At 56.7% G+C, this 21625-nt stretch carries 21 protein-coding genes; 9 read left to right on the forward strand and 12 right to left on the reverse strand.

The features are described 5' to 3' along the window. Nucleotides 1-18 precede the first annotated feature (18 nt). The 4 genes from gatA to V6N04_RS02330 form a co-directional block, all read right to left on the reverse strand. Entirely contained in the window at nucleotides 19-1500 is a 1482-nt protein-coding gene (gene gatA / locus V6N04_RS02315) for an Asp-tRNA(Asn)/Glu-tRNA(Gln) amidotransferase subunit GatA (protein ID WP_371168496.1), read from the reverse strand. After that, the gene (gatC, locus tag V6N04_RS02320; RefSeq protein ID WP_371168497.1) at nucleotides 1500-1787 is read right to left on the reverse strand and encodes an Asp-tRNA(Asn)/Glu-tRNA(Gln) amidotransferase subunit GatC; all 288 of its coding nucleotides are present in this window, start codon (nucleotides 1785-1787) and stop codon (nucleotides 1500-1502) included. The genes gatA and gatC overlap by 1 nt, the downstream gene beginning before the upstream one ends. Before the next feature lie 106 nt (nucleotides 1788-1893). Next, entirely contained in the window at nucleotides 1894-2811 is a 918-nt protein-coding gene (locus V6N04_RS02325) for an AEC family transporter (RefSeq protein ID WP_371168498.1), read from the reverse strand. Nucleotide 2812: 1 nt separating this feature from the next. Further along, a complete protein-coding gene (locus V6N04_RS02330; RefSeq protein WP_371168499.1) occupies nucleotides 2813-3268 on the reverse strand; it encodes a nucleoside deaminase in 456 nt (151 codons plus the stop codon). Between the two features lie 72 nt (nucleotides 3269-3340). On the opposite strand from V6N04_RS02330, the gene V6N04_RS02335 reads away from it, so the two are divergent. Continuing rightward, entirely contained in the window at nucleotides 3341-4375 is a 1035-nt protein-coding gene (locus V6N04_RS02335; protein WP_371168500.1) for a pseudouridine synthase, read from the forward strand. 12 nt (nucleotides 4376-4387) lie between these two features. Here the strand turns inward: V6N04_RS02335 and xseA are convergent, their stop codons facing one another. Both xseA and V6N04_RS02345 read right to left on the reverse strand, forming a co-directional pair. Beyond that, nucleotides 4388-5893, reverse strand: a complete 1506-nt coding sequence (gene xseA, locus V6N04_RS02340) for an exodeoxyribonuclease VII large subunit (RefSeq protein WP_371168501.1) — start codon at nucleotides 5891-5893, stop codon at nucleotides 4388-4390. Nucleotide 5894: 1 nt separating this feature from the next. Beyond that, nucleotides 5895-6530 carry a glycine-rich domain-containing protein gene (locus V6N04_RS02345; protein ID WP_371168502.1) on the reverse strand — a complete coding sequence of 212 codons (636 nt, stop codon included), beginning with the start codon at nucleotides 6528-6530 and terminating at the stop codon, nucleotides 5895-5897. A gap of 60 nt (nucleotides 6531-6590) precedes the next feature. Between V6N04_RS02345 and purD the strand changes: the two genes are divergently transcribed. After that, the gene (purD, locus tag V6N04_RS02350; protein ID WP_371168503.1) at nucleotides 6591-7853 is read left to right on the forward strand and encodes a phosphoribosylamine--glycine ligase; all 1263 of its coding nucleotides are present in this window, start codon (nucleotides 6591-6593) and stop codon (nucleotides 7851-7853) included. Nucleotides 7854-7960: 107 nt separating this feature from the next. Here purD and V6N04_RS02355 read toward each other — a convergent pair whose 3' ends face one another. The 5 genes from V6N04_RS02355 to V6N04_RS02375 form a co-directional block, all read right to left on the reverse strand. Further along, the gene (locus V6N04_RS02355) at nucleotides 7961-8638 is read right to left on the reverse strand and encodes a VCBS repeat-containing protein (RefSeq protein ID WP_371168504.1); all 678 of its coding nucleotides are present in this window, start codon (nucleotides 8636-8638) and stop codon (nucleotides 7961-7963) included. A 29-nt stretch (nucleotides 8639-8667) separates the two neighbouring features. After that, nucleotides 8668-8991: a 2Fe-2S iron-sulfur cluster-binding protein gene (locus tag V6N04_RS02360; RefSeq protein ID WP_371168506.1), complete on the reverse strand. Its 324-nt coding sequence runs from the start codon at nucleotides 8989-8991 to the stop codon at nucleotides 8668-8670. A 220-nt stretch (nucleotides 8992-9211) separates the two neighbouring features. Beyond that, nucleotides 9212-9556 (reverse strand): hypothetical protein, encoded by a 345-nt coding sequence (locus V6N04_RS02365; protein ID WP_371168507.1) that lies wholly within the window; start codon nucleotides 9554-9556, stop codon nucleotides 9212-9214. Between the two features lie 112 nt (nucleotides 9557-9668). Continuing rightward, complete coding sequence (locus tag V6N04_RS02370) at nucleotides 9669-10538, reverse strand: 50S ribosomal protein L11 methyltransferase (RefSeq protein ID WP_371168508.1); 870 nt, start codon at nucleotides 10536-10538, stop codon at nucleotides 9669-9671. 79 nt (nucleotides 10539-10617) lie between these two features. Then, a complete protein-coding gene (locus V6N04_RS02375; RefSeq protein ID WP_371168509.1) occupies nucleotides 10618-11853 on the reverse strand; it encodes an MFS transporter in 1236 nt (411 codons plus the stop codon). A 132-nt stretch (nucleotides 11854-11985) separates the two neighbouring features. Between V6N04_RS02375 and V6N04_RS02380 the strand changes: the two genes are divergently transcribed. Continuing rightward, nucleotides 11986-13059 carry a YeeE/YedE family protein gene (locus V6N04_RS02380; RefSeq protein WP_371168510.1) on the forward strand — a complete coding sequence of 358 codons (1074 nt, stop codon included), beginning with the start codon at nucleotides 11986-11988 and terminating at the stop codon, nucleotides 13057-13059. Here V6N04_RS02380 and V6N04_RS02385 read toward each other — a convergent pair. Continuing rightward, the gene (locus tag V6N04_RS02385; RefSeq protein ID WP_371168511.1) at nucleotides 13024-14208 is read right to left on the reverse strand and encodes an MFS transporter; all 1185 of its coding nucleotides are present in this window, start codon (nucleotides 14206-14208) and stop codon (nucleotides 13024-13026) included. The genes V6N04_RS02380 and V6N04_RS02385 overlap by 36 nt on opposite strands. 234 nt (nucleotides 14209-14442) lie before the next feature. Between V6N04_RS02385 and V6N04_RS02390 the strand changes: the two genes are divergently transcribed. From V6N04_RS02390 to V6N04_RS02415, 6 genes are all read left to right on the forward strand, one after another. Then, nucleotides 14443-14898, forward strand: a complete 456-nt coding sequence (locus tag V6N04_RS02390) for an SRPBCC family protein (RefSeq protein ID WP_371168512.1) — start codon at nucleotides 14443-14445, stop codon at nucleotides 14896-14898. A gap of 212 nt (nucleotides 14899-15110) precedes the next feature. After that, entirely contained in the window at nucleotides 15111-16832 is a 1722-nt protein-coding gene (locus tag V6N04_RS02395) for a sensor histidine kinase (protein WP_371168513.1), read from the forward strand. Between the two features lie 5 nt (nucleotides 16833-16837). Then, on the forward strand, nucleotides 16838-18178 hold the full coding sequence (locus tag V6N04_RS02400; protein ID WP_371168514.1) for a sigma-54-dependent transcriptional regulator: 1341 nt from the start codon (nucleotides 16838-16840) through the stop codon (nucleotides 18176-18178). Nucleotides 18179-18305: 127 nt separating this feature from the next. Then, a complete protein-coding gene (locus V6N04_RS02405) occupies nucleotides 18306-19316 on the forward strand; it encodes a C4-dicarboxylate TRAP transporter substrate-binding protein (RefSeq protein WP_371168515.1) in 1011 nt (336 codons plus the stop codon). 77 nt (nucleotides 19317-19393) lie between these two features. Next, entirely contained in the window at nucleotides 19394-20035 is a 642-nt protein-coding gene (locus V6N04_RS02410; protein ID WP_371168516.1) for a TRAP transporter small permease subunit, read from the forward strand. A 2-nt stretch (nucleotides 20036-20037) separates the two neighbouring features. Further along, nucleotides 20038-21438, forward strand: a complete 1401-nt coding sequence (locus V6N04_RS02415) for a TRAP transporter large permease (RefSeq protein ID WP_371168517.1) — start codon at nucleotides 20038-20040, stop codon at nucleotides 21436-21438. Nucleotides 21439-21625: the final 187 nt, after the last annotated feature.

A 21625-nucleotide genomic window follows, 5' to 3' on the forward strand; every position in this document is an offset into this window, starting at 1 on the left:
AACCTCAGTTGCGCCGAGTTACCACCATTTTTGCGGCTTTGCCACAAATCCGGCGCGCGCTTCGACTTCGTGAGCGATATTCAGCAAGTCGCCTTCTTCCCACGGACGTCCGATTAGCTGCAGACCAAGCGGCAAACCCTGATCATCAACACCCGCTGGAATCGAAATCCCCGGCAGACCAGCGAGGTTCACGGTCACGGTGAACACGTCGTTGAGGTACATTTTGATCGGATCAGCATTCGCCATCTCGCCCAAACCAAAAGCCGCAGATGGCGTGGCTGGGGTCAAGATCGCGTCGATGCCTTGTGCGAAGACGTCGTCAAAGTCCTTCTTGATCAGCGCGCGAACACGGCGGGCACGGTTGTAATAGGCATCGTAGAAACCTGCCGACAGCACATATGTGCCAACCATCACCCGGCGCTGCACCTCGTCGCCAAAGCCTTCAGCGCGAGTTTTTGCATACATCTCGTCAATGCCATCACCAGCGGCGAGCTTCGCGCGGTGCCCGTATTTCACACCGTCGTAGCGGGCAAGGTTCGAAGACGCCTCGGCCGGTGCAATCACGTAATAAGCAGGCAGCGCGTATTTTGTGTGCGGCAACGAAATATCGACGATCTCGGCCCCTGCATCACGCAACATCTCGGCACCTTTGGACCAGAGCGCTTCAATCTCGCCCGGCATGCCGTCCATGCGGTATTCCTTGGGGATACCGATTTTCTTGCCTGTGATGTCGCCCGTCAGCATGGCTTCAAAATTCGGCACGGCCAGATCCGCCGAGGTCGAGTCCTTCGCGTCATGGCCACACATGGCTTCCAACATGATCGCCGCGTCGCGCACCGATTTTGTCATCGGACCGGCCTGATCCAGCGACGACGCAAATGCCACCACGCCCCAGCGCGAACAACGGCCATATGTGGGCTTGATGCCGGTGATGCCAGTAAAGGCCGCAGGCTGACGGATCGAGCCACCGGTGTCGGTGCCGGTCGCCGCAAGGCACAGATCAGCAGCAACTGCCGAGGCCGACCCGCCCGAGCTGCCGCCCGGTGTCAACTGACGGTCATCAACTTTCCACGGGTTCACCGCGTTGCCATAGACCGAGGTTTCATTCGACGAACCCATCGCAAACTCATCCATGTTGAGCTTGCCCAACATGACGGTGCCATTGTCCAAAAGGTTTTGGCTGACCGTCGATTCGTATTCGGGAACGAAGCCCTCAAGAATGCCTGACCCCGCCTGTGACGGTACGCCCTTGGTGCAGAACAGATCTTTGATGCCCAACGGAATTCCACACATATCAGGCGCATCACCCGCTTGGATACGCGCGTCCGCCGCTTTGGCTTGGTCGCGCGCCAGATCCGGTGTGTTGTGTACGAATGCGCCCAGCGCGCCTGCGCCTTCGATTTCGGTCAGGCAAGCATCGGTTAGCTCGGCGGAGGTCAGGTCACCTTTACGCATTGCATCACGCGCATCGGCAATCGTCAGTTTGTTCAGATCAGACATTATTCAACCACCTTCGGCACGGCAAAGAACCCCTCGCGCGCATCGGGCGCGTTCGACAGAATTTTCTCGGGCATATTGCCGTCTGTCACCACGTCCTCGCGACGTTTCAGGCGCATCGGCGTGACCGAGGTCATCGGCTCCACACCTTCGACATCAACTTCGTTCAATTGCTCGATAAATCCGAGGATCGCATTGAAGTTCTCGGCCAGTTCCGGCAGGCGGTCGTCTTCGACCTTGATGCGGGCCAGATGCGCAACTTTGCGCGCGGTTTCGATATCGATCGACATGTTCATGTCCTCGCGAGATTCGTTGTGGTTTCGTAGCGATTATATTTCGTCGGGTCTGCTTTAGCCGCTTCGCGGACGACCAGCAAGAGATCGGAGACTGTTTGGGTCAAGGCAACAACCAAATCGCCATGGCAGGAAGGACAATCAACGAAATCACAGTCTGCCAAGTCATGATATCTGCGTAAAGCTCTGCATCGCCGCCCATCTGGCGCGCAACAACATAGCCATTGGTGGCGCAAGCCACACCAAACACAAAACACGCAGCAAGCGTTTGCTGAGGCGTTAGTCCAAATACAGGCGCGATGACGACAAGCAGACCGAGGGTCAGGCCGGGACGAAGAATCACCCCCAGCAAAACTTGCCAACGCGGGACAAGCAGGCGTCTTAGCGAAATTCCCGCCCCAATCGCCAGAATACCGACACCCAACGCGGCGCGCCCGATCAGTTCCAGCGTGTCATCTATTGGCTTGGGGATGTGAATACCCAAGAGGTTAATTGCCAACGCTAGGATCGTTGCTTGAATAAGAGGGTTCTTCACCAAGCTCACCGCGATGCCTCGAACGCTGGCTTTCTGCGGGCCAAACGCGGTGAGAAGCAGAATATTGACCACATTAATTGGTGCAATCAGGACCGCCATCGCAACAGCGATCAGCGCAGCACCCTGAGTGCCCAGAAAAAGTTCGGCCCCCGCGAGCGCAACAAACCCGTTCACGCGGGTCGTGGTTTGAAACAGCGTCGTGAAACTGGGATCGGAAAGCTTGGATTGCGGGATCAAGCGCAATCCGAACGCCACCAAAGCGGCCAACGCGCAAACCGTACAAAGTGTGATAACAAATGGGCCGATTGCGCCGGATGACAGGTCCACCTGCGCAATCAGACGCAGTAAGATAACAGGGATGAGAAGGCGGAATGACAGCGTTTCGATTGCGGGCCAATCGGCACTTGGCAGTATGCGGGTAAGCACCAACAGGTATCCGACGGCCAATGTCAGGAGGATCGGAAGGATTGACAGCGCAAGTTCCATCCTAGTCGCGCCGATCTTTAAAAAACTCGGATAAAAGCGCCGAGGATTCGTCTTCGCCAATACCGTCATAAACTTCGGGCACATGATGGCATTGGGAATGGCTAAAAATACGCGGCCCCTGGGCAATGCCACCGGATTTTGGATCGGCCGCACCATAATAAACCCGCCGGATACGCGCGGCGGAAATCGCGGTGGCGCACATCGGACATGGCTCCAACGTGACATAAAGATCGTGATTGGGCAGGCGTTCTGATCCAGCTTGTGCACAGCCCTCTCGAATAACCAGAATTTCGGCGTGGGCCGTGGGGTCGTTCAGCTCTCGCGTCCGATTGCCGGCGGTCGCGACCACCTCACCCGACGGCGACACCAGCACTGCGCCCACTGGCACTTCGCCGCGTTCGGCGGCGGCGCGGGCCTCGTCTAAAGCTGTGTTCATATGACTGATAAAGCGGCTCATGGCTCCTACATGCCCGTTGCACTGTCGCTTGCCAAGGCTTCCCCTTTGCCCCCACCCACGTTATGCGGGGGCATGACTGACAAGAAACGCCCCCCCGTCCCCAAAACGGCCCGCAAGCCCGCACCGCAAAAGCCGGAAGCCGCAAAAGCCGATCCGTCGAAGGGTGATCGCATCGCCAAAGTGTTGGCGCGCGCTGGAGTGGCCAGCCGCCGCGAAGCAGAACGCATGATCGAAGCAGGGCGTGTGACGGTGAATGGCAAGGTGATCGACAGCCCCGCGCTGAACGTCACCGACAAAGACGTAATTCTGTTTGACGAAGCGCCGCTGGCCGCACCAGAACCGCCCCGGATGTGGCTTTACTATAAGCCCATCGGCCTTGTGACCACCGAGCGTGATGAGAAAGGCCGCGACACCGTTTTCGCTGCCCTACCGGAAGATATGCCCCGTGTCATGAGCGTCGGGCGGCTCGATATTAATTCCGAGGGTCTGCTGCTTCTGACCAATGACGGCGAGGTGAAGCGCAAGCTTGAACTGCCGTCGACCGGTTGGTCGCGCAAATATCGCGTTCGCGTAAACGGCCGACCGACCGACGACACGCTTGCCCCCGTGCGCAAAGGGATCACGGTTGATGGCGAGCGTTTTCAGCCGATGAGTGTGTCGCTGGACCGCCAACAAGGTGCGAATGCGTGGCTGACCATCAGCCTGCGTGAGGGCAAGAACCGGGAAATCAGACGGGCGATGGAAGCTGTCGGCCTGTCTGTGAACCGTCTGTTGCGCGTCAGCTATGGCCCGTTCCAGTTGGCAGAACTGAAGCCGGGAGAGGTCGAGGAAATCCGCCAACGCGTCGTGCGTGACCATTTGGGTCTGGAAGATGCCAAGCCCGTCCCTGTACGTACCCGAAGTGAAATTCCGCGCGGCAAACATGGCAGCAAGCCGGGTGCCAAACCGGCGGCCAAGCGATCTGGTCGCGCCACAGGGAAACCGGATGGCAAAACCAGTGGTAAACCTGCGGAGCGCCCAGCGGGCAAAAACCTTGGCGGCAACGGATCGCGGGGCAGGACCAATGGCGGTAGGCCTCAAGGCCGACCGGGTCCACGCAAGAAATAAATCTGTTACGCTTTAAAACAGCGATCCTTGATCAGGCGCGTCCTTCTTGGGCGCTGCCTTGCGCTGGGCTTTCGCGGGTGTTTCCTTAGGCGTCGCTGATCCGTCTAGTGCCAAGCGACCATCGGCAAATTCGATTTCAAGCGCCTTTGCCTGCGTCGCCGCAGCTTGAGTGGTCACAACATCCCCGTCCCCGCGCACCACTGCATAGCCGCGCTTGAGCGTCTCGGTATAACCGAGGGTTTGCCGCATGCGCTCTAAGGCAGTCAACCGGTCTTGGTGACGTTTGGTGTTGGCGAGATAAGCGCGATCCAAACGCCCGGCCATATTTGCTACATCCATAGATCGACGTTTGTTCGTCTCAGTGATCCGGCCGGGATCCAACCGAGCGGCAGCCTTCTCAAGACTATCGCGCATCGGCTGAAGGCGCGCTGTCAAGACGCGAGGGCGCAACCCGGCAGATGCCTCGGCCAGTTTCACGCGCCTAAGCTGCGCAACATTGCGCAGGGCCGCAGGCAATTTATGGCTGGCGGTATCAAGCCTTTGTCGGGGCGTATCCAAAAGCGTATCGGGGCGGGGCAAAGCCCGTGCAACATCGCGCAATCGTTGACCACGCTGGCTTAACGCTTGCTCCAGAGACCGAGTCAGGCGGGTGCCTTGTTCTTCGGTCCACGCTAGCAGTTCCAACCGGACCGGCACCGCGTGTTCGGCGGCGGCGGTCGGCGTGGGCGCGCGCAGGTCTGAGACAAAATCGATCAGTGTCGTGTCCGTTTCGTGACCCACAGCGGAAATCAGAGGAATGTCAGACGCCGCCGCCGCACGCGCGACAACCTCTTCGTTGAAGCCCCAAAGGTCTTCGATGGACCCACCACCCCGTGCGACGATCAATAGATCCGGACGGGGCAACGCCCCCCCCGGGCTCAACTTGTTGAAACCCTCAATGGCGGCCGCAACCTGAGGCGCACAGGCATCGCCCTGAACCGCAACGGGCCAAATCAGAACCTTGCGCGGGAAGCGGTCGCGCAAACGATGCAGGATGTCGCGGATCACGGCACCAGATGGCGAGGTCACAACGCCGATCACTTCTGGCAGGAAGGGCAGCTTTTTCTTACGCTCGGGCGCGAAAAGGCCTTCGGCTGCCAATGTTTTCTTGCGTTTTTCCAACATCGCCATCAACGCGCCTTCGCCTGCAACGACGACATCATCCACGTTGATCTGGTACTTTGACTGGTTGCCAAAGGTGGTGATCTTGCCCGAGACGATCACCTCCATGCCTTCCTCGGGCATGATGGACAGGCGGCTGACCTGCCCTTTCCAGCTAACCGCGGCAATGACCGAGCGATCATCTTTCACGTCGAAATAGAGGTGCCCTGAACGCGCCAGCATGACCCGCCCGACTTCTCCGCGCACTCGGACGCGACCAAACGCGCCTTCGATGGTTTTCTTCACGGCTCCTGAGATTTCAGAGACCGTAAATTCCGGCGCGTTCTCGCCGGGTTGAGGGTCGTCGATTAGGTCCATGTCAGTCTCCTCCGCATCCGCCGCCACCGCAGCTGGAACCGCAGTTTGCACAGTTTGCGCGGCCTCTGCCACCGCTCTGGTTCGTATTCGTGTTCATGACAAACAGAGGCATGCCACCCATTTCCCAGATCACGACCACAAGCAACAGGCTTCCCACCATGACGTCGGTGCGACCAGTCGCGAGCGCGACCAAAATGGTGACCCCAGATGCCGCAAGTAGGGTCAGCCTTTTTCGCAACGTGGATGGCCGAGATGTTGCCCAAAATTCATCTGGGGGCGTCTGATCAAAACACAGCACATAAAGTGCCCTCGTTTTCTGAAACTGTTCGGTATGGCGCGCCGTATCAGCTGGCGTGCGACCCGGTTCATGGTGCAATGGTTTGCCCAAGATATCTTTGCACAAAACGTCCCAGTACTCTCGAGTATAGGTCATGTGCTCATGCCAAACCTTGTCGATAATGATCGACGGCGTAACGGGTGTTTCAGATACTTGCGACAGGAACAGAAACTTGCGGTATTCGGCAATCGCACGCTCCGTAAACGCACTGTCCCAACGATTCTTCTTCGCGAGAGAGGATGCAAAAGCGTTGTCGAACTTAAATGCCTGTATCGCCTTCCATAGCTTTTCGTTCTGCATGCTTGTCGCCGCCTCGCGTGTTCTGTATCCCGTCCACAACTAGCAAAGGGAGAGCCGGTCGTGAACATCCTTATTCTGGGCAGTGGTGGACGTGAACACGCGTTGGCTTGGGCGGTGATGCAGAACCCCAAATGTGATCGGTTGATCGTGGCGCCCGGTAATGCCGGGATGGCGCAGATCGCGGAATGTGCTGATCTGGATATCGAAGATGGCGCAGCGGTTGCCACGTTTGCACAAGAAAACACCATCGACTTTGTGATCGTTGGCCCAGAAGCACCACTGGCAAAAGGTGTGGCGGATCGTCTGCGAGAGGCCGGGATCAAAGTGTTTGGACCCTCGGCCGAGGCAGCAAAGCTGGAAGCATCGAAGAGTTTCACCAAAGAGGTGTGCGATGCGGCGAATGCTCCGACGGCCGCTTACGGCCACTTCACCGATGCCGATGCCGCCAAGGCCTATATCCGCGATCAAGGCGCCCCTATCGTCGTAAAGGCCGATGGTTTGGCCGCCGGTAAAGGCGTGATTGTCGCGATGGATATCGACACCGCGCTGGACGCTGTGGACGATATGTTCGGTGGGACGTTCGGCGGCGCGGGCGCCGAGGTGGTCGTCGAGGAGTTTATGGAGGGCGAAGAGGCCTCGTATTTCATCTTATGTGATGGCAAGACCGCGCTGCCCATCGGGACCGCACAAGACCACAAGCGTGTGGGCGATGGCGACACAGGGCCGAATACGGGCGGCATGGGGGCCTACTCACCTGCTCCCGTTCTGACGGATGAAATTGCCGCGCGTGCGATGCGGGAAATCATTGAACCGACCGTCGCCGAGATGGCAAAGCGCGGCACCCCTTACCAGGGGGTTCTATATGCAGGCTTCATGATCAAAGACGGGCAAGCCCGGCTTGTCGAATACAATGTTCGGTTCGGTGACCCAGAGTGTCAGGTGCTGATGATGCGACTTGGTGCGCAAGCTTTGGACCTGATGCTGGCCTGCGCCGAGGGACGTTTGGAGGAGGCTCAGGTCAACTGGGCAGACGACCACGCCGTCACAATCGTGATGGCGGCAAATGGATACCCCGGAACCTATGAGAAAGGATCGGTCATCCTTGGACTGGACGCTTTGCCCGAGGACAGCATGAATATGGTGTTTCACGCCGGAACCAAAGTGGTTGATGGCAACGTGACCGCCTCGGGCGGGCGGGTGTTGAACGTAACGGCGCGTGGTGACAGTTTGCAAGACGCCCGTGATCGCGCCTATGCGATGGTTGATGGGATCGACTGGCCAGAGGGGTTCAGCAGAGCAGACATCGGTTGGCGGGCACTGTAGTTGGTGTATGGTGGCTCACTTCGTGAGCCTGAGGGGCGCTGCCCCTACGAGTGACACCTGCGGCGTCACTCTACCCCGGGATATTTCTGGAAAGAAAATAGAGCGGCCTACGAACAGTTCAGCGCGTGATCGACCGACTGCCGACCTGTGTATCGCCCGACTGCGCGTGACGTAGGTTCATCGGAGTGGAAGCTCGTCACCATCACATTTTGCCAGCTTGCGTCCACGGTTACGACCTCGTCTTTGCCAGCGCATGAACGAATGCCACCAACTATGAAGTCGTCTCCGATCCGGTGACTGGTAAGACCACCAAACTGACCAGCCGTAACCAATTGTCCATCTTTGTAGCGCCACAGGCGGAGAGTTTTTGCCAGATGTGGCCGATCAATATAGGCGACTATCTGATCGCCGTCGCCCAGCAGATCCCCTGCTCCCAGTGGGGCAAGCCACCGATTGCGTTTGCCGATATGGGGCGTTTGGGCGATCAATCCGTCCGGTCCGAATATGGCCAGGGCTGCTCCTTTGTCCATATGGGTCAGAACCGTAATCACTTCGGGTGACCCATCGCCATCAAGGTCATGCAGACGGGGCGCGAGATCTTCGAATACCATGTGGTCGGGCAGTTCGAACCGTTCGTACGTTCCGTCGGCAAGTGAGAGCTGCAGGGCACCCCATTCAATGGCGTCCCCGAGAACACCGTGAGCATAGCGATTGGTTGGGGAGGCGTATTCTGCCCCTACAATAGGCTCGCCAAAAGCAGGCACGGCCAGCATGCCAGCCGCCATTGTCACCACCCAAGAGCACCGCCCGGACACTAGATCTGTTTTTCAGGCATCTGTACCACGAGACCTTCCAGATCGTCAGTCACTTTGAGTTGGCAGGTGAGGCGTGAACGTTCGGCATCAGGTTCAAAGGCAAAGTCGAGCATGTCTTCTTCCATCGCATCTTTAGCAGGAAGTTTCCCCACCCAGGATGCATCCACATAGACATGGCATGTCGAGCAGGCACATGCGCCGCCGCAATCAGCCTCGATGCCTGGTATGTTATTGTCACGCGCCCCTTCCATCACGGTCAGACCATTTGCAACGTCAACTTCGTGTTTGGTCCCGTTGTGCTCGATATAGGTGATTTTCGCCATCTCGTAACTCCATCTCAGGCGCGGCCGCCACACCCTTCAGGTCTGGCGTTGGACGCATTGGTTCGAACCTTTCTAGACAAGGCAGATGGGCAACGCCAAGAGCAATTGCGACGTTTCTTGTGCAATAATTGTTAACAAGGCCGTGACGTCATGAATGAGGGGTTCAGAAATGCAGAAACCCGCGACGGATCGCGGGTCTCTGACATCGCATTAAGCATGACTAGATGAGGCCAGACATCCAGTTCGAGATGGCCACCGTCAAGACGTCGGCTTGCATGATCCAGCTCCCTGCCTTTTCAAGCACCGTGCCTTGTCCCAGCGTATCGATCCGGTCAGTATAGTTAACGGCACCAACCTGATTGAACAAAAACGCTTTGAAAGCAACGAAGCCCACAATCGTCGCCAAAAGTCCCTTAATTGGGAACCCACGGCGCACCTTAGACGTTTTTGGAACCAACAGGCCATTACGCTCGACCAGTTGTACATATCCCCGAGACAACCTGCGGTGTTGGCGGCTAACGCCCCTTACACGCTTTTGAAAGTCTTGAACTTGTGCATCGCTCACTTTCAGTTCCTCCCCTCAATAAATAAATTAAATAAAAATATACCCACGACCTCAGATTACGGCAAAAAAGTGTTTGTGGCTAGAAAACTGTGCAAAAAATGTGCCGATAACCTTAGTTTTTCTGGAGCAACAGCGTCGTCCAGTCAACAATCTGGGTCCGTTCGACCAGATTGAAGCCGTTTTCAGAATAAACCGCGACAACTTCGTCAGCCTGAGGATTCAAGATGCCGGACAGAATCGCATAACCCTTGGTAGAAACGTTGTTTTTCATATCCGGAGTAAGCCCAATGAGCGGGCCTTTCAAGATATTTGCAAATACCAGATCAAAGGGTGCGGCTTGTTTAAGTTCTGACGCATTGAAACCCGCAGCTTCGACACAATGAACGCGTTCCGACAAGTTGTTTGCGGCGACATTCGCGCGTGCAACGTCTACGGCGACCTCGTCGATATCACTTGCAAGGACCGGATTGGGCCAGACCCGCGCGGCTGCCATCGCCAAAACGGCCGTCCCACAGCCGATATCAATGACATTCTGTCCGACCACACCTTTGTCGATCAAACGGTCCAGTGCCTGAAGGCAGCCCAAAGTGGTTCCGTGATGTCCCGTACCGAACGCCATGGCCGCCTCGATCAACAAGGCGATCTTATCCTCTGGCACCTGATCGGCATAGTGGCTGCCATGGACAAAGAAACGACCGGCCTCGACCGGGGACAGTTCACGGCGGACATGGGCGACCCAGTCAACCTCGGGCAATTCCGAGACCGTAAAGTCCTTTGCGTGGTGCACGGCGGCCAACAAAGCCAGACCGGCGGCATCGGGCTCTTCGACGAAGTAGCCGCCGACCTCCCACTGGCCACTGCCATCTTCGATTTCGAATACGCCTATCCCAGTGGGTTCCGGGGTCAACGCCTCCATCGCGGTGCCAAGCGCCTCTGCGGCGTCTTGCCCGCTCAGGGTGGTCAATGCGGTCCAGGTGGGCATGATGTATCCTTTCAGCTCTGATAGCGGGCGTAGCGAGCGACTGGGGCTAGGTCAACGCCTTGCGTAACGCTTTCGGGGCTCATTCTGCAGCTTGTGCGGACATACGTGAGAATATCGTCTCGTTCCCTTTTTCGGGATGGCGCGGGATAAGCAGCGCCAATACCAGCGAGCCCGCAGCCATGGCTGCTGCAAACCCAAAAACCGCGCCCGGAGAAATCACCCAAAGATACCCGAGAAGCGCGGGCAGGAACACTGCGGCGATGTGATTAATGGTGAAGGCAACGGCTGCAGTTGGCGCAAAATCCTGTGGGTCTGCGATCTTTTGGAAATAGGTCTTCAGTGCGAAAGCCAGTGCGAAGAACAAGTGGTCGAGAACATAAAGCACTGCGGCCAGAACGACGCCCCACCCAAAGAAATAAATACCGCCATAAGCAAAAAAGACGCAGATCAGCCCAGTATATTCGAAAATCAGCGCCCGACGCTCGCCCCATTTGGCAACGGCTTTTCCCATCAAAGGGGCGAAAAAGATGTTGGCAACGTAGTTAAATAGAAACAGCGCGGTAAGTTCGTGCACTTCAAAGCCAAAGCGCTCGACCATCATGAAGGCGGCAAAGACAATGAAAATCTGGCGACGGGCCCCAGCCATGAACTGCAACGCGTAATAGAGCCAGTACCGGCGGCGGAGCAGAAGCTTTTTAAGTTGGGGTTCAGGGCTTTCGAATTTCGGATAGGCGAAGTAGCAGAACACTGCGATCGCCACGGTTACACCACCGGCAATCATGTAAACAAGATTGTAGCTTAGATCGAAGGTCTTCCACGTCAGAACCAGCAACCCATAGCTCACAAGTGCTGCGCCAGACCCGACGGCCATAATCCAGCCAAGCGTCTGCGGTGCGCGTTTCTTATCGATCCACTGTAGTTGTAGCGACTGATTGACGGTTTCAAAGTAGTGAAATCCGATGGATGACAACATCGTCACAGTCAAAATGCCGCCGAAGCTTGGAAACCATGCGGTGATCGCCGTGGCCACACCCAGAAGGCTCAGTGACACCAAAGCCAACATTTGCTCGCGAATAAACATCAAAAGCGCGATCACTCCGATGGCCAGAAAGCCGGGAATCTCGCGCACGGTGTGCAACCACCCAATTTCGACGCCAGTGAAACCCGCGACCTCGATCACAAAGTTGTTCAAAAGCGCTGACCACGTCATAAAGGCGATCGGCATCGCCGCTGCCATCAGCATCAGCAAAAAGACAGGTTGCCGCCAAAATGGCAGCGTCTGTGCTTGTTCAATGGTTAGAGTCTGTCGTCTCATAGGCCCCGCCTTACGCTCCTTTTTCTGGCAAGGCGAGCGCTAACGCATTCATTTAGTCATATATGATTATGATTTATATCAAGGCGGACCCCGTCCCTTTGGCTCATGTTACGCCGACTTGAAGGAGCCACCATGGACATCGTCCCCCTTATTGACCACATCGGAGAAGCGCAAACCGCCGCATTTTTTGGACTGATCACCGGCGTGGTCTTTGGCGTCGCTGCACAAAGATCGCGCTTCTGTCTACGTGCCGCCACTGTCGAGTTTGCGCGCCGCAAGATGGGCAGTTCGGTGGCAATCTGGCTTTTAACATTCTCCACCGCACTGGTCTGGGTACAGGGCGCAACTTTGTTGGGACTGATGCGGCCCGAGGACGCGCGGATGATGGCCGTCACGGGCAGTTGGTCCGGCGCGATCATTGGTGGACTAGTATTTGGCGTCGGAATGGTACTGGCGCGCGGGTGCTCGGGGCGGCTGCTTGTGCTTGCCTCGACCGGTAATCTGAGATCCGTCGTGGCGGGTCTTATCTTTGCCGTCGTCGCACAGATGAGCCTGCATGGCTGGCTTGCCTCAACCCGCGATCACCTTGCCCGTCTTTGGATGACCGAGGGCGGGGTCAATTTGAACCTGCTGACCGCGCTTGGATTGCCCGACTATTCTGGACTGGGATTGGGGTTGGCCATCGCCGTCTTTGCCATACTAATCGCGCGCAGATCAGGGATCGGGTATCGGCGGCTGATCTTTGGGTCCGGGGTCGGGTTTGCCGTCGCGTTGGGCTGGGTGTTGACTTATGAACTGTCACTTGCCGCATTTGATCCGGTTTCTGTTACCTCGGCGACATTCTCGGGTCCGTCGGCCAACACGCTTATGTTCTTCCTTATCCCCGAGCCGATTCTGGGCTTTGATGTGGGGCTGATCCCAGGCGTCGTTATCGGCGCGTTTGCAGCCAGTTGGCTTACCAGAGAGTTTAAGTTCCAAGGGTTTGAGGGCGAGGCGAATATGCGTCGCTCGATGACCGGCGCCGTCATGATGGGATTCGGCGCAATGCTTGCAGGCGGTTGCGCGATTGGCGCCGGTGTAACGGGCGGCTCTATCTTTGTCGGCACAGCGTGGCTTGCCCTGTTGTGCATGTGGATCGGCGCAATGGCGACCGATGCAGTTCTTGATCAATCAAGACGCAGAAGACAAACGCGCGCGACGCTCTGACGCCGAGCGGGTCGACAAGTGCCGCGCAAGGATGAAGCTAATGATCAGACCCGGGAACAATAAAACAAACGCCCGATCAAGCGATGTTGCCTGTGCCGCGAACCCAATTGCAGGGGGACCGATCAGAAAACCACTCAGCGCCCCAAAAGTCATAATCGAGACATTGCGTGCCTCGCCGGTTTTACTAAGCGCTGCACTTGCAGATACGCCAAGTGGGAAAATAGTCGAAACGCCAAGTCCAACCAATGCAAAGCCCAAGAACGACGGATAGGGGCCCAAATCAAAGACCAGAACCGCAAGGCCAACGATCGCAGACCCGATGCACATGCGCGCCAGAATCGTTGCCCCAAATCGTGTGTTGATCGCATCACCAGCAAAACGTCCAACAGTGACAAAACCCGAGAACACCGTGACCGCCAGACCTTCGCGACCGGGTACGTATTGTGCCACCTCGCGCATGTAAACAGTGGCCCAGTCTATCATTGCCCCCTCTACCAGTGTCGCACCCAGCACGATCAGCATGATCACATAAAGCGTTTTCGGAATCGGAGCTTTTGCAGCAGGCGCTTCATCATTTGAAGAGGTCAGATTGATCTCGGGCAGTGCAAACGCCACCGCCATTGTGATGGGAAGCAACACAAGGCCGCCAACGGCAAGACTCCGCGCGGCATCCAGATCGACCGTGACCAGCTGAACACCAATGAAGCTGCCTGCCATCACCCCTAGGCTCCAAAACCCGTGAGCACGGTTCATAATCGACTTGTCGCAGGCCTTCTCGACCCGTGCGGCGTAGACATTCAGCGCCACCTCGGTAAAGGCGACGACGGCTCCGAACAAGACCAGCGCCATGAAAAGCTGGCTCAGCCCGCCTGCCAGCCCGGGCAACACACCGATGGCCAACATCGGAGGGAATGCCCATAGCAGCGCCTTGCGCGGGCCGATACCGTCGACCACGCGCCCCGCCACATAGAGCGTCGGCAACAGGCCAACCGGCATACCCACAAGCGCCAGCGCCAGATCGGCTTTGCTTAGCCCTAGGGCATACTGAACCTCTGCAACCCGCGACAGCCAAATCCCCAGCCCAACCGGCTGAATAAAGAACACAAACATGCAAAGCCAAACTGCCCTGCGTGTTGCCAGATGTTCCATTTGGTATCCTTTCTCAGCCCAGGTCGGCCGCAGTCTCAAGCCATGCCTATGTCGTACGCTTGGCGTAGACACGAACCAAACCTGTAAGGAATTAGCGCTAACATGTCGACGTTGAAGTTGTGCTGGTTTAATGGGAACCATCTACATCCTTCTCCAGTAAGAAATACCTCCTGACAGAATGCTGTCAGGAGGGTTCTGCTAGTTTCTCACCAGAATCAAATTTGGACCGAAATCATGATACAGATTGAAAGAACCTACGAGATCGATGCTACTCCCGAGGCCGTCTGGGCCGAACTAAGTCGTTACATGCATCTTGATGACATCGCCCCGCTTGTCGTCAAAGTTGATGCACTAACAGATTTCAGCGAGGGGCTGGGCGCACGGCGAAGGGCATATTTCGAAAATGGAACGTCGCTGGTGGAAGAGGTGGTCGACTGGCAACCGAACCGCGAAATGAGCATCGACTGTTCTGACCTTGATCCACTGCCAATGAAAGCGCTGGCGACCACGATCCGCATCGAACCACTTGGCAAGGGTAGATCGAAAACCATTTGGCGCACCGGATTTCAGGTCAAATATGGCCCATTCGGCTGGCTCCTTGGACAGCTAATGATGAAACGCGCACTTGGCAAAGTCATTGAAGGGAACTTGGAGGGGTTGGATAAAAAGGTCGGCGAGCGCTCAAACTGACGAGACTGTCGCCCTCGCCCGGGTTGAACCGCCACGTGAAGTAACCGATGACGCGGTCGCAAAAAATGGATGCCGACCCGTGATGGAAAGTACCAGCCCATGTACTGATTGATGGTCAGCGCATAATTTAGACCCGATTCGGTACGATTTTCGACAACGGATCAGGCAACTAATCTCTTGCTTTCTTGGTCGTTTCTGGCCAAGCGGTTTTTATGCGATTGCTGTCACTTGTATTTCCAGCGATTGCGACGGCCGTTGTCGCGATCAGCGTTTTCAAGGTATCCTATGGGTATTTCCTGTCCGAGGAGCTTACGAAAGCGCAGGGGAGACTTTCACTCTATCAAAGCTCGGTGTCCAGTGAACTTGAGAGGTTTTCTCATCTGACGTATGTGCTCGCACGCGATCCAATCGTAATCGAGGCCGCAGTTGGCGGTTCTCCCGACGCACTCAACGCTAGGCTTGAGGGGTTTGCGAGGCAGGCTGGACTCGATGCCATCTACCTTATCAAGCGTGATGGCCTGACAGTCGCGGCGTCCAACTACAATGATCAGGGTAGCTTTGTTGGGCAGAACTACGCGTTTCGCCCGTATTTTCAGGATGCGCTGGGCGGTGAACAGGGACGATTTTACGCAATTGGCGCTACAACTGGCCTACCAGGGTATTTCATTGCGGACGCTGTGTATGGACGGCGGGATGAACTGTCCGGCGTCATCGCAATCAAGATTGATCTTACCGAATTGGAAGAAAGCTGGCAGGGTTCTGATGAACAGATATTCCTGGCCAATCAGGATGGCGTTGTAGTGCTCTCGTCCGATCCAAGATGGCGATACAAAGCCCTTTCCCCCTTATCGGCCGAGCGCAAGCAAGAGATCGCGGATACAAGGCAGTTTTCCGGACAGGATCTCGGCCCGCTTGACTGGTCGATCCTATCTGAGCAGCGCGTCCGCATCGCAGGCACCGAACGCCTCCACCTAGAAACCAGTGATTTGCCGCACGGCTGGACCCTGCATTTCTTGGCGCGCAATGATCAGGCCGTCACTCGATCGTGGTTGCTGACGGCGATTGTCGTTATCCTTGCAGCTATCATGTTCATTGGTTTTCAAATCCAACGGGCGCGGCGCGTCGAAACTGAGTTGAGGAGATCAGCACGCGAAGAAGCTGAACTACGACAAGCCAATGAACGCCTAGCAACGGAAGTACAAGAACGGATGACCGCCGAACGTCGTCTAAAGCGTACGAAAAGTGACTTGGAAAGCGCGAGTAGGCTGGCTGCCCTAGGGCGACTGGCAGCATCTGTAACGCATGAGTTAGGGCAGCCAATCGCGGCGATGCGGAACCATCTTGTCGCCGCGGAAATGGGCGGCGACAAGCGCAGCAAATTGACGGCAAACTTCGGAAGCCTCGTCGATCGGATGGAAGGCATCACACGCCAACTGAAGTTCTTCGCAAGTTCAAGTACCGAGGACTTCAAGGAAATTGACCTAAGGGACGCCATTCGGACATCGCTTGACCTTGTAACCCCTAACCTAGCGTGTTCGGGCGCCGAGGTTCACCTCTCACTGCCAGACGATCCGGTGCTGGTCAGGGGAATCCAGTTGCGGATTGAACAGGTCATGACCAATCTGTTGCGTAACGCCATCGATGCAACCGAAGACAGTGACACCCCACAGATCGAAGTGCGCATATACCGGGCTGATCGCAATGTTTTGGTCGAGATCGAAGACAACGGCCACGGTCTGGGTTCTGCCACATTGGCCGACCTAAAGGAACCGTTTGTCACCACTCGCGAAAGTGGTCGAGGTATGGGTCTAGGGCTTGCGATTTCGGCCAGCATTGTAAAAGACCACGATGGTACGATGACGGCTAGCGACGCCGAAACAGGCGGGGCTATCTTTCGGGTCATCTTCCCAAGGATCGTGCTAGAAGAAGTATAATACCAATGGAAAACACTTATCCCTTTAGCATCTTGGTTGTCGACGATGACAAATCCATGCGGCAATCTTTGATCGACCTACTAGATGCAGCCGGCTGGAAAGTGGACGCGATATCGCGTGCAACCCAAGTTGCGGCAAAGCTGAACGACCCGCTACCGGATGTGATCCTTTCCGACGTGCGGATGCCCGGGATGACGGGCCTTGAGCTTCTGGCGTCTCTGGATCAAAACACGGCCCCACCCCTAGTTTTGATATCGGCTCACGGGGATATCCCTATGGCGGTTCAGGCGATGCAGGACGGCGCCTATAGTTTCGTTGAAAAACCGTATCAGCCACGTCGGCTGCTGAGTATCCTGAGACATGCCGCCGAGCAAGCGCGGATGCGGCAGGACAATGCGCGGTTAAAAAGGCGCCTCATCCGTTTGTCTGGGTTGGACCGTATTTTTGTAGGACAGACCGAAGAGATCGTCACATTAAGGCAGGACATCCTTGACCTTGCTGACACGCAGGCAACCATCTTGGTTACCGGCGAAACCGGCACCGGTAAGGAATTGGTGGCGCATGCGCTGCATGATTTGGGCAGCCACGGACAGGCTCCGTTTCTGGCACTTAACTGCGCCGCCCTGTCGCCGGATACTTTCGAGGCGGAAATGTTTGGTGTTGCCGAGAAAAACGAGGGCAGATTGGTAAGCGCCTCTGGTGGAACACTGTTCTTAGACGAAATATGCGCTTGCCCACCTGCAGTTCAGGCAAAGCTACTGCGCGTCTTAGAAGATAGGCAAGTGCTTCCAGTTGGTGCCTCAAACACGGTCAAGGCCGAGTTCCGAGTAATTTCCGCCACCAGCGAGGATGTGTCAGAAGCGGTACGTGACGGTCGTCTTAGGCAGGATCTTTTGTTTCGCATCAACACTGCCGTTCTAAGCCTTCCCTCACTGCGACAAAGGCGCGACGATCTCGCACTTTTGACGAGACACTTCCTCGAGCATTATGCACAGGTCTACGAAGTGGCTGCTCCCGAAATTTCTCACGATGATCTGGCCGCCCTGTTGGCCCATGACTGGCCGGGCAATGTGCGCGAACTGCGCAATGTCTGTGAACGCCGGGTTCTTGCTGCGCGGCGTGGCGGCGGGTCTATAGGGCTGTCCATTCAGGCTGACCAACATCTAGATGACGTGCCCGGCACGCTACGCGAGGCGGTCGCTGTGTTCGAGCGCGAACTGATCGGCAAAGCAATCCAGGCGCACGAGGGGCGCATGGATGCTGCCGCCGAGGCTTTGGGGATTGGACGTCGGACCTTGAACGAAAAGATAGTAAAACTGGGGCTAGACAAAGACTCATTGCTCTGACGGCCATGCTCTGCGGGAATCCGCAGGCACACTCTCGTCAGCCACGCAATTTCCCTCATATGCAGGCAGACGTGAGCGACGGATACTGGGGACGCAAATAATTCTGCATGCATCTGGGAGGTATATCATGCAAAAACTTCTAAGCCGCACCGCATTCGCTGCTGTGTCACTTGCTTTCGCGACGGAAGCGATGGCGACCGAGTGGAATGTTTCGCTTTGGGGAAAACGTCGGGCATTTACAGAGCATGTTGAGAAGCTGGCCGAACTGGTAAGCGAAAAAACCAACGGCGAGTTCACCCTGAACATCAGTTATGGCGGACTGTCAAAGAACAAGGAAAATCTGGACGGCATATCCATCGGCGCATTTGAGATGGCGCAGTTCTGTGCGGGGTATCACCGCGACAAGAACCCCTCGATCACCGTTTTGGAATTGCCCTTCCTTGGTGTTTCGTCGCTAGAGCAAGAGATCGAACTGTCCAAAGCTGTTTATGCCCATCCGGCCACGCAAGCCGATCTGGCACGTTGGGACGCGACTCTGCTGATGCCGTCGCCACTGCCGCAGTACAATCTGGTTGGTGTGGGCGACGCGCCTGCGTCTTTGGCCGATTTCGAAGGCCTGAGCGTGCGCGCCACCGGCGGTATCGGCAAAGCGATGGAGACCGTCGGGGCCGTTCCGACGTCAATGTCCGCAACCGAAGTGCGTCAGGCAATGGACAGTGGCGTGGTCAAGGCCGTCGCCTTCGCCCCACATGCCCACATGTCATTTGGCACGATCGAGAACGGCAAATGGTGGACCACCAACTTGAATCCAGGCACCGTAAACTGCCCGGTTGTGGTGAACACGCCCGCCTTGGAAGCACTTCCCGACGATCAACGCGAGGCGTTGCTTAGCTCTGTCGATGAGGCGCTGGACTATTATGTCGACACCTACAACAACAAGACCATGGAAGCTTGGGGCCCTGCGCTTGAAGAGCGTGGGATCACGCAAGTCACCTTCACTGACGAAGAGATTGCAGCCTTCAAAGAAGCCGCCGCCGCACCGGCTGCTGCAGCTTGGATCGAAGACAACAACGCGCGCGGGCTACCTGCGCAAGAGTTGTATGATCTTGTGACAGGCATGATCGCCAAGACCAACTAAGAGCTTTCCCCTGCGCCTGTACAAAGCGGGCGCAGGGGATCTTAAGACACTTACCTATCATCTAACGGAGACGACGTATGGCCGGATCCTCGCTGGTGCTGTCGGATGACAGCAAACTGAGTTTGTTTGACCAACGCCTGTACAAGATTGAGACCCTGTTGGCGCTGGTCAGTGGCCTGGCTGTGTTCTCGTTGATGGTCCTTGCGGTCGTGTCCGTCGGAGGGCGCAACTTTTTTCAACAACCCCTGCCCGGCTACGTCGATTGGATCGAGCAAGCGATGCCGCTGATCGCCTTTATGGGCATCGCCTATGCGCAGCGCGATGGCGGGCATATCCGTATGGATATGCTGGTCGGGGCGCTCAAAGGGCGACCGCTCTATCTGGTCGAATTTATCACTACCTTCGCGATCTTGACCCTGATGATCTTGATGGTTTGGGGCAGCTGGGCCCATTTCGCGCGCAGCTTTGATTTCGCAGCCCCCCTGTGGAGCCGTGACAGTTCCATGGACATCGCCCTGCCGCTCTGGCCCGCCAAGCTGTTGGCCCCGATAGCGTTCGGCGTGTTGTGCCTGCGCTTGTTGTTACAACTCTATGCCTACGCACGCGCTTTTGTTCGCGGCGAAGCCCATCCAATCGCCGTCCCTTTGGTCGCCGATGCCGCAACCCAAGCCGCAATGGAAGCCGAGCATGTCTCGGGCCATAACGAGACGGGAGCATAGCCATGGAGCCTATCGAAATTGGACTGATCGTTTCGGGCGGGATGCTCGTTCTGGTCGTGCTGGGAATGCGTGTGGCGTTTGCCGCCGGGCTTGCCGGTTTAATCGGGCTTATCTGGATTTTCTGGGCCAAATTTGGCTACGATCCCGCGCGCTTTGGCAAAGCCATGACCATCGCGGTGAAAACCGCTGGTCAGGTACCCCACTCGAAAATCTCGTCCCAAGCCCTCAGCTTGATCCCCACTTTCATTCTGATCGGATATTTAGCCTACTACGCAGGTCTCACCAAAGCACTATTCGAAGCCGCCAAACGCTGGCTGGCCTGGGTGCCCGGAGGGTTGGCCGTATCCACCGTCTTTGCAACCGCAGGGTTTGCCGCCGTGTCGGGCGCTTCTGTTGCCACGTCCGCCGTCTTTGCGCGGATCGCCATCCCCGAGATGCTGAAAATCGGCTATGACAAACGCTTCGCGGCGGGTGTTGTGGCGGCGGGTGGCACGCTTGCCTCGCTCATTCCGCCCTCTGCCATCTTGGTGATCTACGCCATCATCGTTGAACAAGACGTGGGCAAACTTTTGCTCGCAGGCTTCATCCCCGGCGCGTTCTCGGCGGTGATTTATGGGCTGCTCATCATCGGCATGGCGGTCACCATCAAAGGCTTCGGACCGCCCGTATCCGGCTTCACATGGAGGCAGCGTTTCGCCTCTCTCCCTCCCGCATTGCCCATCGTCTTTGTCGTCGTGACCATCATCTTCTTCGTCTACAACCCGTTTGGCGGCGACGCTTGGGGCACACCCACAGAAGGCGGCGCGATCGGCGCATTTGTGGTCTTTCTGATGGCCGTTTATCAGGGCATGCGCTGGTCCCAGCTGAAAGATGCCCTTCTGGAAACCGCCAAACTGTCAGTGATGATCTTCACCATCATATGGGGCGTGCTCGTCTATGTTCGTTTCCTTGGCTTTGCCGAACTGCCCAGCGCATTTTCTGACTGGATCACTTCGTTGACCCTGTCGCCCATGCTGATCCTCGTCTGCATCCTGTTGGCCTATGCGGTGTTGGGTATGTTCATGGATGCCATCGGCATGCTCCTTTTGACCCTACCCGTTGTCTACCCCGCCGTCATGGCCCTGAACGGAGGCGAGGCCGTGTCTGCCGCAGACAGCACTTTCGGCATGTCAGGTCCCATGTGTGCGATCTGGTTCGGAATCCTCGTCGTGAAAATGGCCGAGTTCTGCCTAATTACCCCTCCGATCGGCCTGAACTGCTTTGTCGTCGCCGGTGTGCGCGATGACCTTAGCGTGCAGGATGTGTTCAAAGGCGTCACGCCCTTCTTTATTGCCGATGCCATCACAATCGCACTTCTGGTCGCATTCCCAATCATCGTCCTCTGGCTTCCAAGCCAGGTCTGACAAAAACAGAGCGGGACGTCATCAAGCTCGACAAAACGGTGTAACCTCGGTTGGGCTTTGTGCGGGTTCGCGGCTATTGACCGTTAGATCAGGAAAGAGCGGACCCTCTGTTGGTAGATTGGCCATAGACCAATCCAATCCAAGACTCTGCAAAGGGGCAGAAAGCGGGGCACTTTCCGACGCGAAG

It is taken from the genome of Aliiroseovarius conchicola, from assembly GCF_041403445.1.
Taxonomy (GTDB): Bacteria; Pseudomonadota; Alphaproteobacteria; order Rhodobacterales; family Rhodobacteraceae; genus Aliiroseovarius; species Aliiroseovarius conchicola.

Bases quoted from the DNA above. Each gene is read 5' to 3' on its own strand.
- V6N04_RS02375 (WP_371168509.1), bottom strand. From the start codon at position 11,853: ATGAGACGACAGACTCTAACCATTGAACAAGCACAGACGCTGCCATTT.
- V6N04_RS02395 (WP_371168513.1), top strand. From the start codon at position 15,111: ATGCGATTGCTGTCACTTGTATTTCCAGCGATTGCGACGGCCGTTGTC.
- V6N04_RS02370 (WP_371168508.1), bottom strand. From the start codon at position 10,538: ATGCCCACCTGGACCGCATTGACCACCCTGAGCGGGCAAGACGCCGCA.
- V6N04_RS02335 (WP_371168500.1), top strand. From the start codon at position 3,341: ATGACTGACAAGAAACGCCCCCCCGTCCCCAAAACGGCCCGCAAGCCC.
- V6N04_RS02390 (WP_371168512.1), top strand. From the start codon at position 14,443: ATGATACAGATTGAAAGAACCTACGAGATCGATGCTACTCCCGAGGCC.
- gatC (WP_371168497.1), bottom strand. From the start codon at position 1,787: ATGTCGATCGATATCGAAACCGCGCGCAAAGTTGCGCATCTGGCCCGC.
- V6N04_RS02415 (WP_371168517.1), top strand. From the start codon at position 20,038: ATGGAGCCTATCGAAATTGGACTGATCGTTTCGGGCGGGATGCTCGTT.
- xseA (WP_371168501.1), bottom strand. From the start codon at position 5,893: ATGGACCTAATCGACGACCCTCAACCCGGCGAGAACGCGCCGGAATTT.
- V6N04_RS02405 (WP_371168515.1), top strand. From the start codon at position 18,306: ATGCAAAAACTTCTAAGCCGCACCGCATTCGCTGCTGTGTCACTTGCT.
- V6N04_RS02400 (WP_371168514.1), top strand. From the start codon at position 16,838: ATGGAAAACACTTATCCCTTTAGCATCTTGGTTGTCGACGATGACAAA.
- V6N04_RS02325 (WP_371168498.1), bottom strand. From the start codon at position 2,811: ATGGAACTTGCGCTGTCAATCCTTCCGATCCTCCTGACATTGGCCGTC.
- V6N04_RS02355 (WP_371168504.1), bottom strand. From the start codon at position 8,638: ATGGCGGCTGGCATGCTGGCCGTGCCTGCTTTTGGCGAGCCTATTGTA.
- V6N04_RS02380 (WP_371168510.1), top strand. From the start codon at position 11,986: ATGGACATCGTCCCCCTTATTGACCACATCGGAGAAGCGCAAACCGCC.
- V6N04_RS02360 (WP_371168506.1), bottom strand. From the start codon at position 8,991: ATGGCGAAAATCACCTATATCGAGCACAACGGGACCAAACACGAAGTT.
- V6N04_RS02330 (WP_371168499.1), bottom strand. From the start codon at position 3,268: ATGAGCCGCTTTATCAGTCATATGAACACAGCTTTAGACGAGGCCCGC.
- V6N04_RS02385 (WP_371168511.1), bottom strand. From the start codon at position 14,208: ATGGAACATCTGGCAACACGCAGGGCAGTTTGGCTTTGCATGTTTGTG.
- gatA (WP_371168496.1), bottom strand. From the start codon at position 1,500: ATGTCTGATCTGAACAAACTGACGATTGCCGATGCGCGTGATGCAATG.
- V6N04_RS02410 (WP_371168516.1), top strand. From the start codon at position 19,394: ATGGCCGGATCCTCGCTGGTGCTGTCGGATGACAGCAAACTGAGTTTG.
- V6N04_RS02345 (WP_371168502.1), bottom strand. From the start codon at position 6,530: ATGCAGAACGAAAAGCTATGGAAGGCGATACAGGCATTTAAGTTCGAC.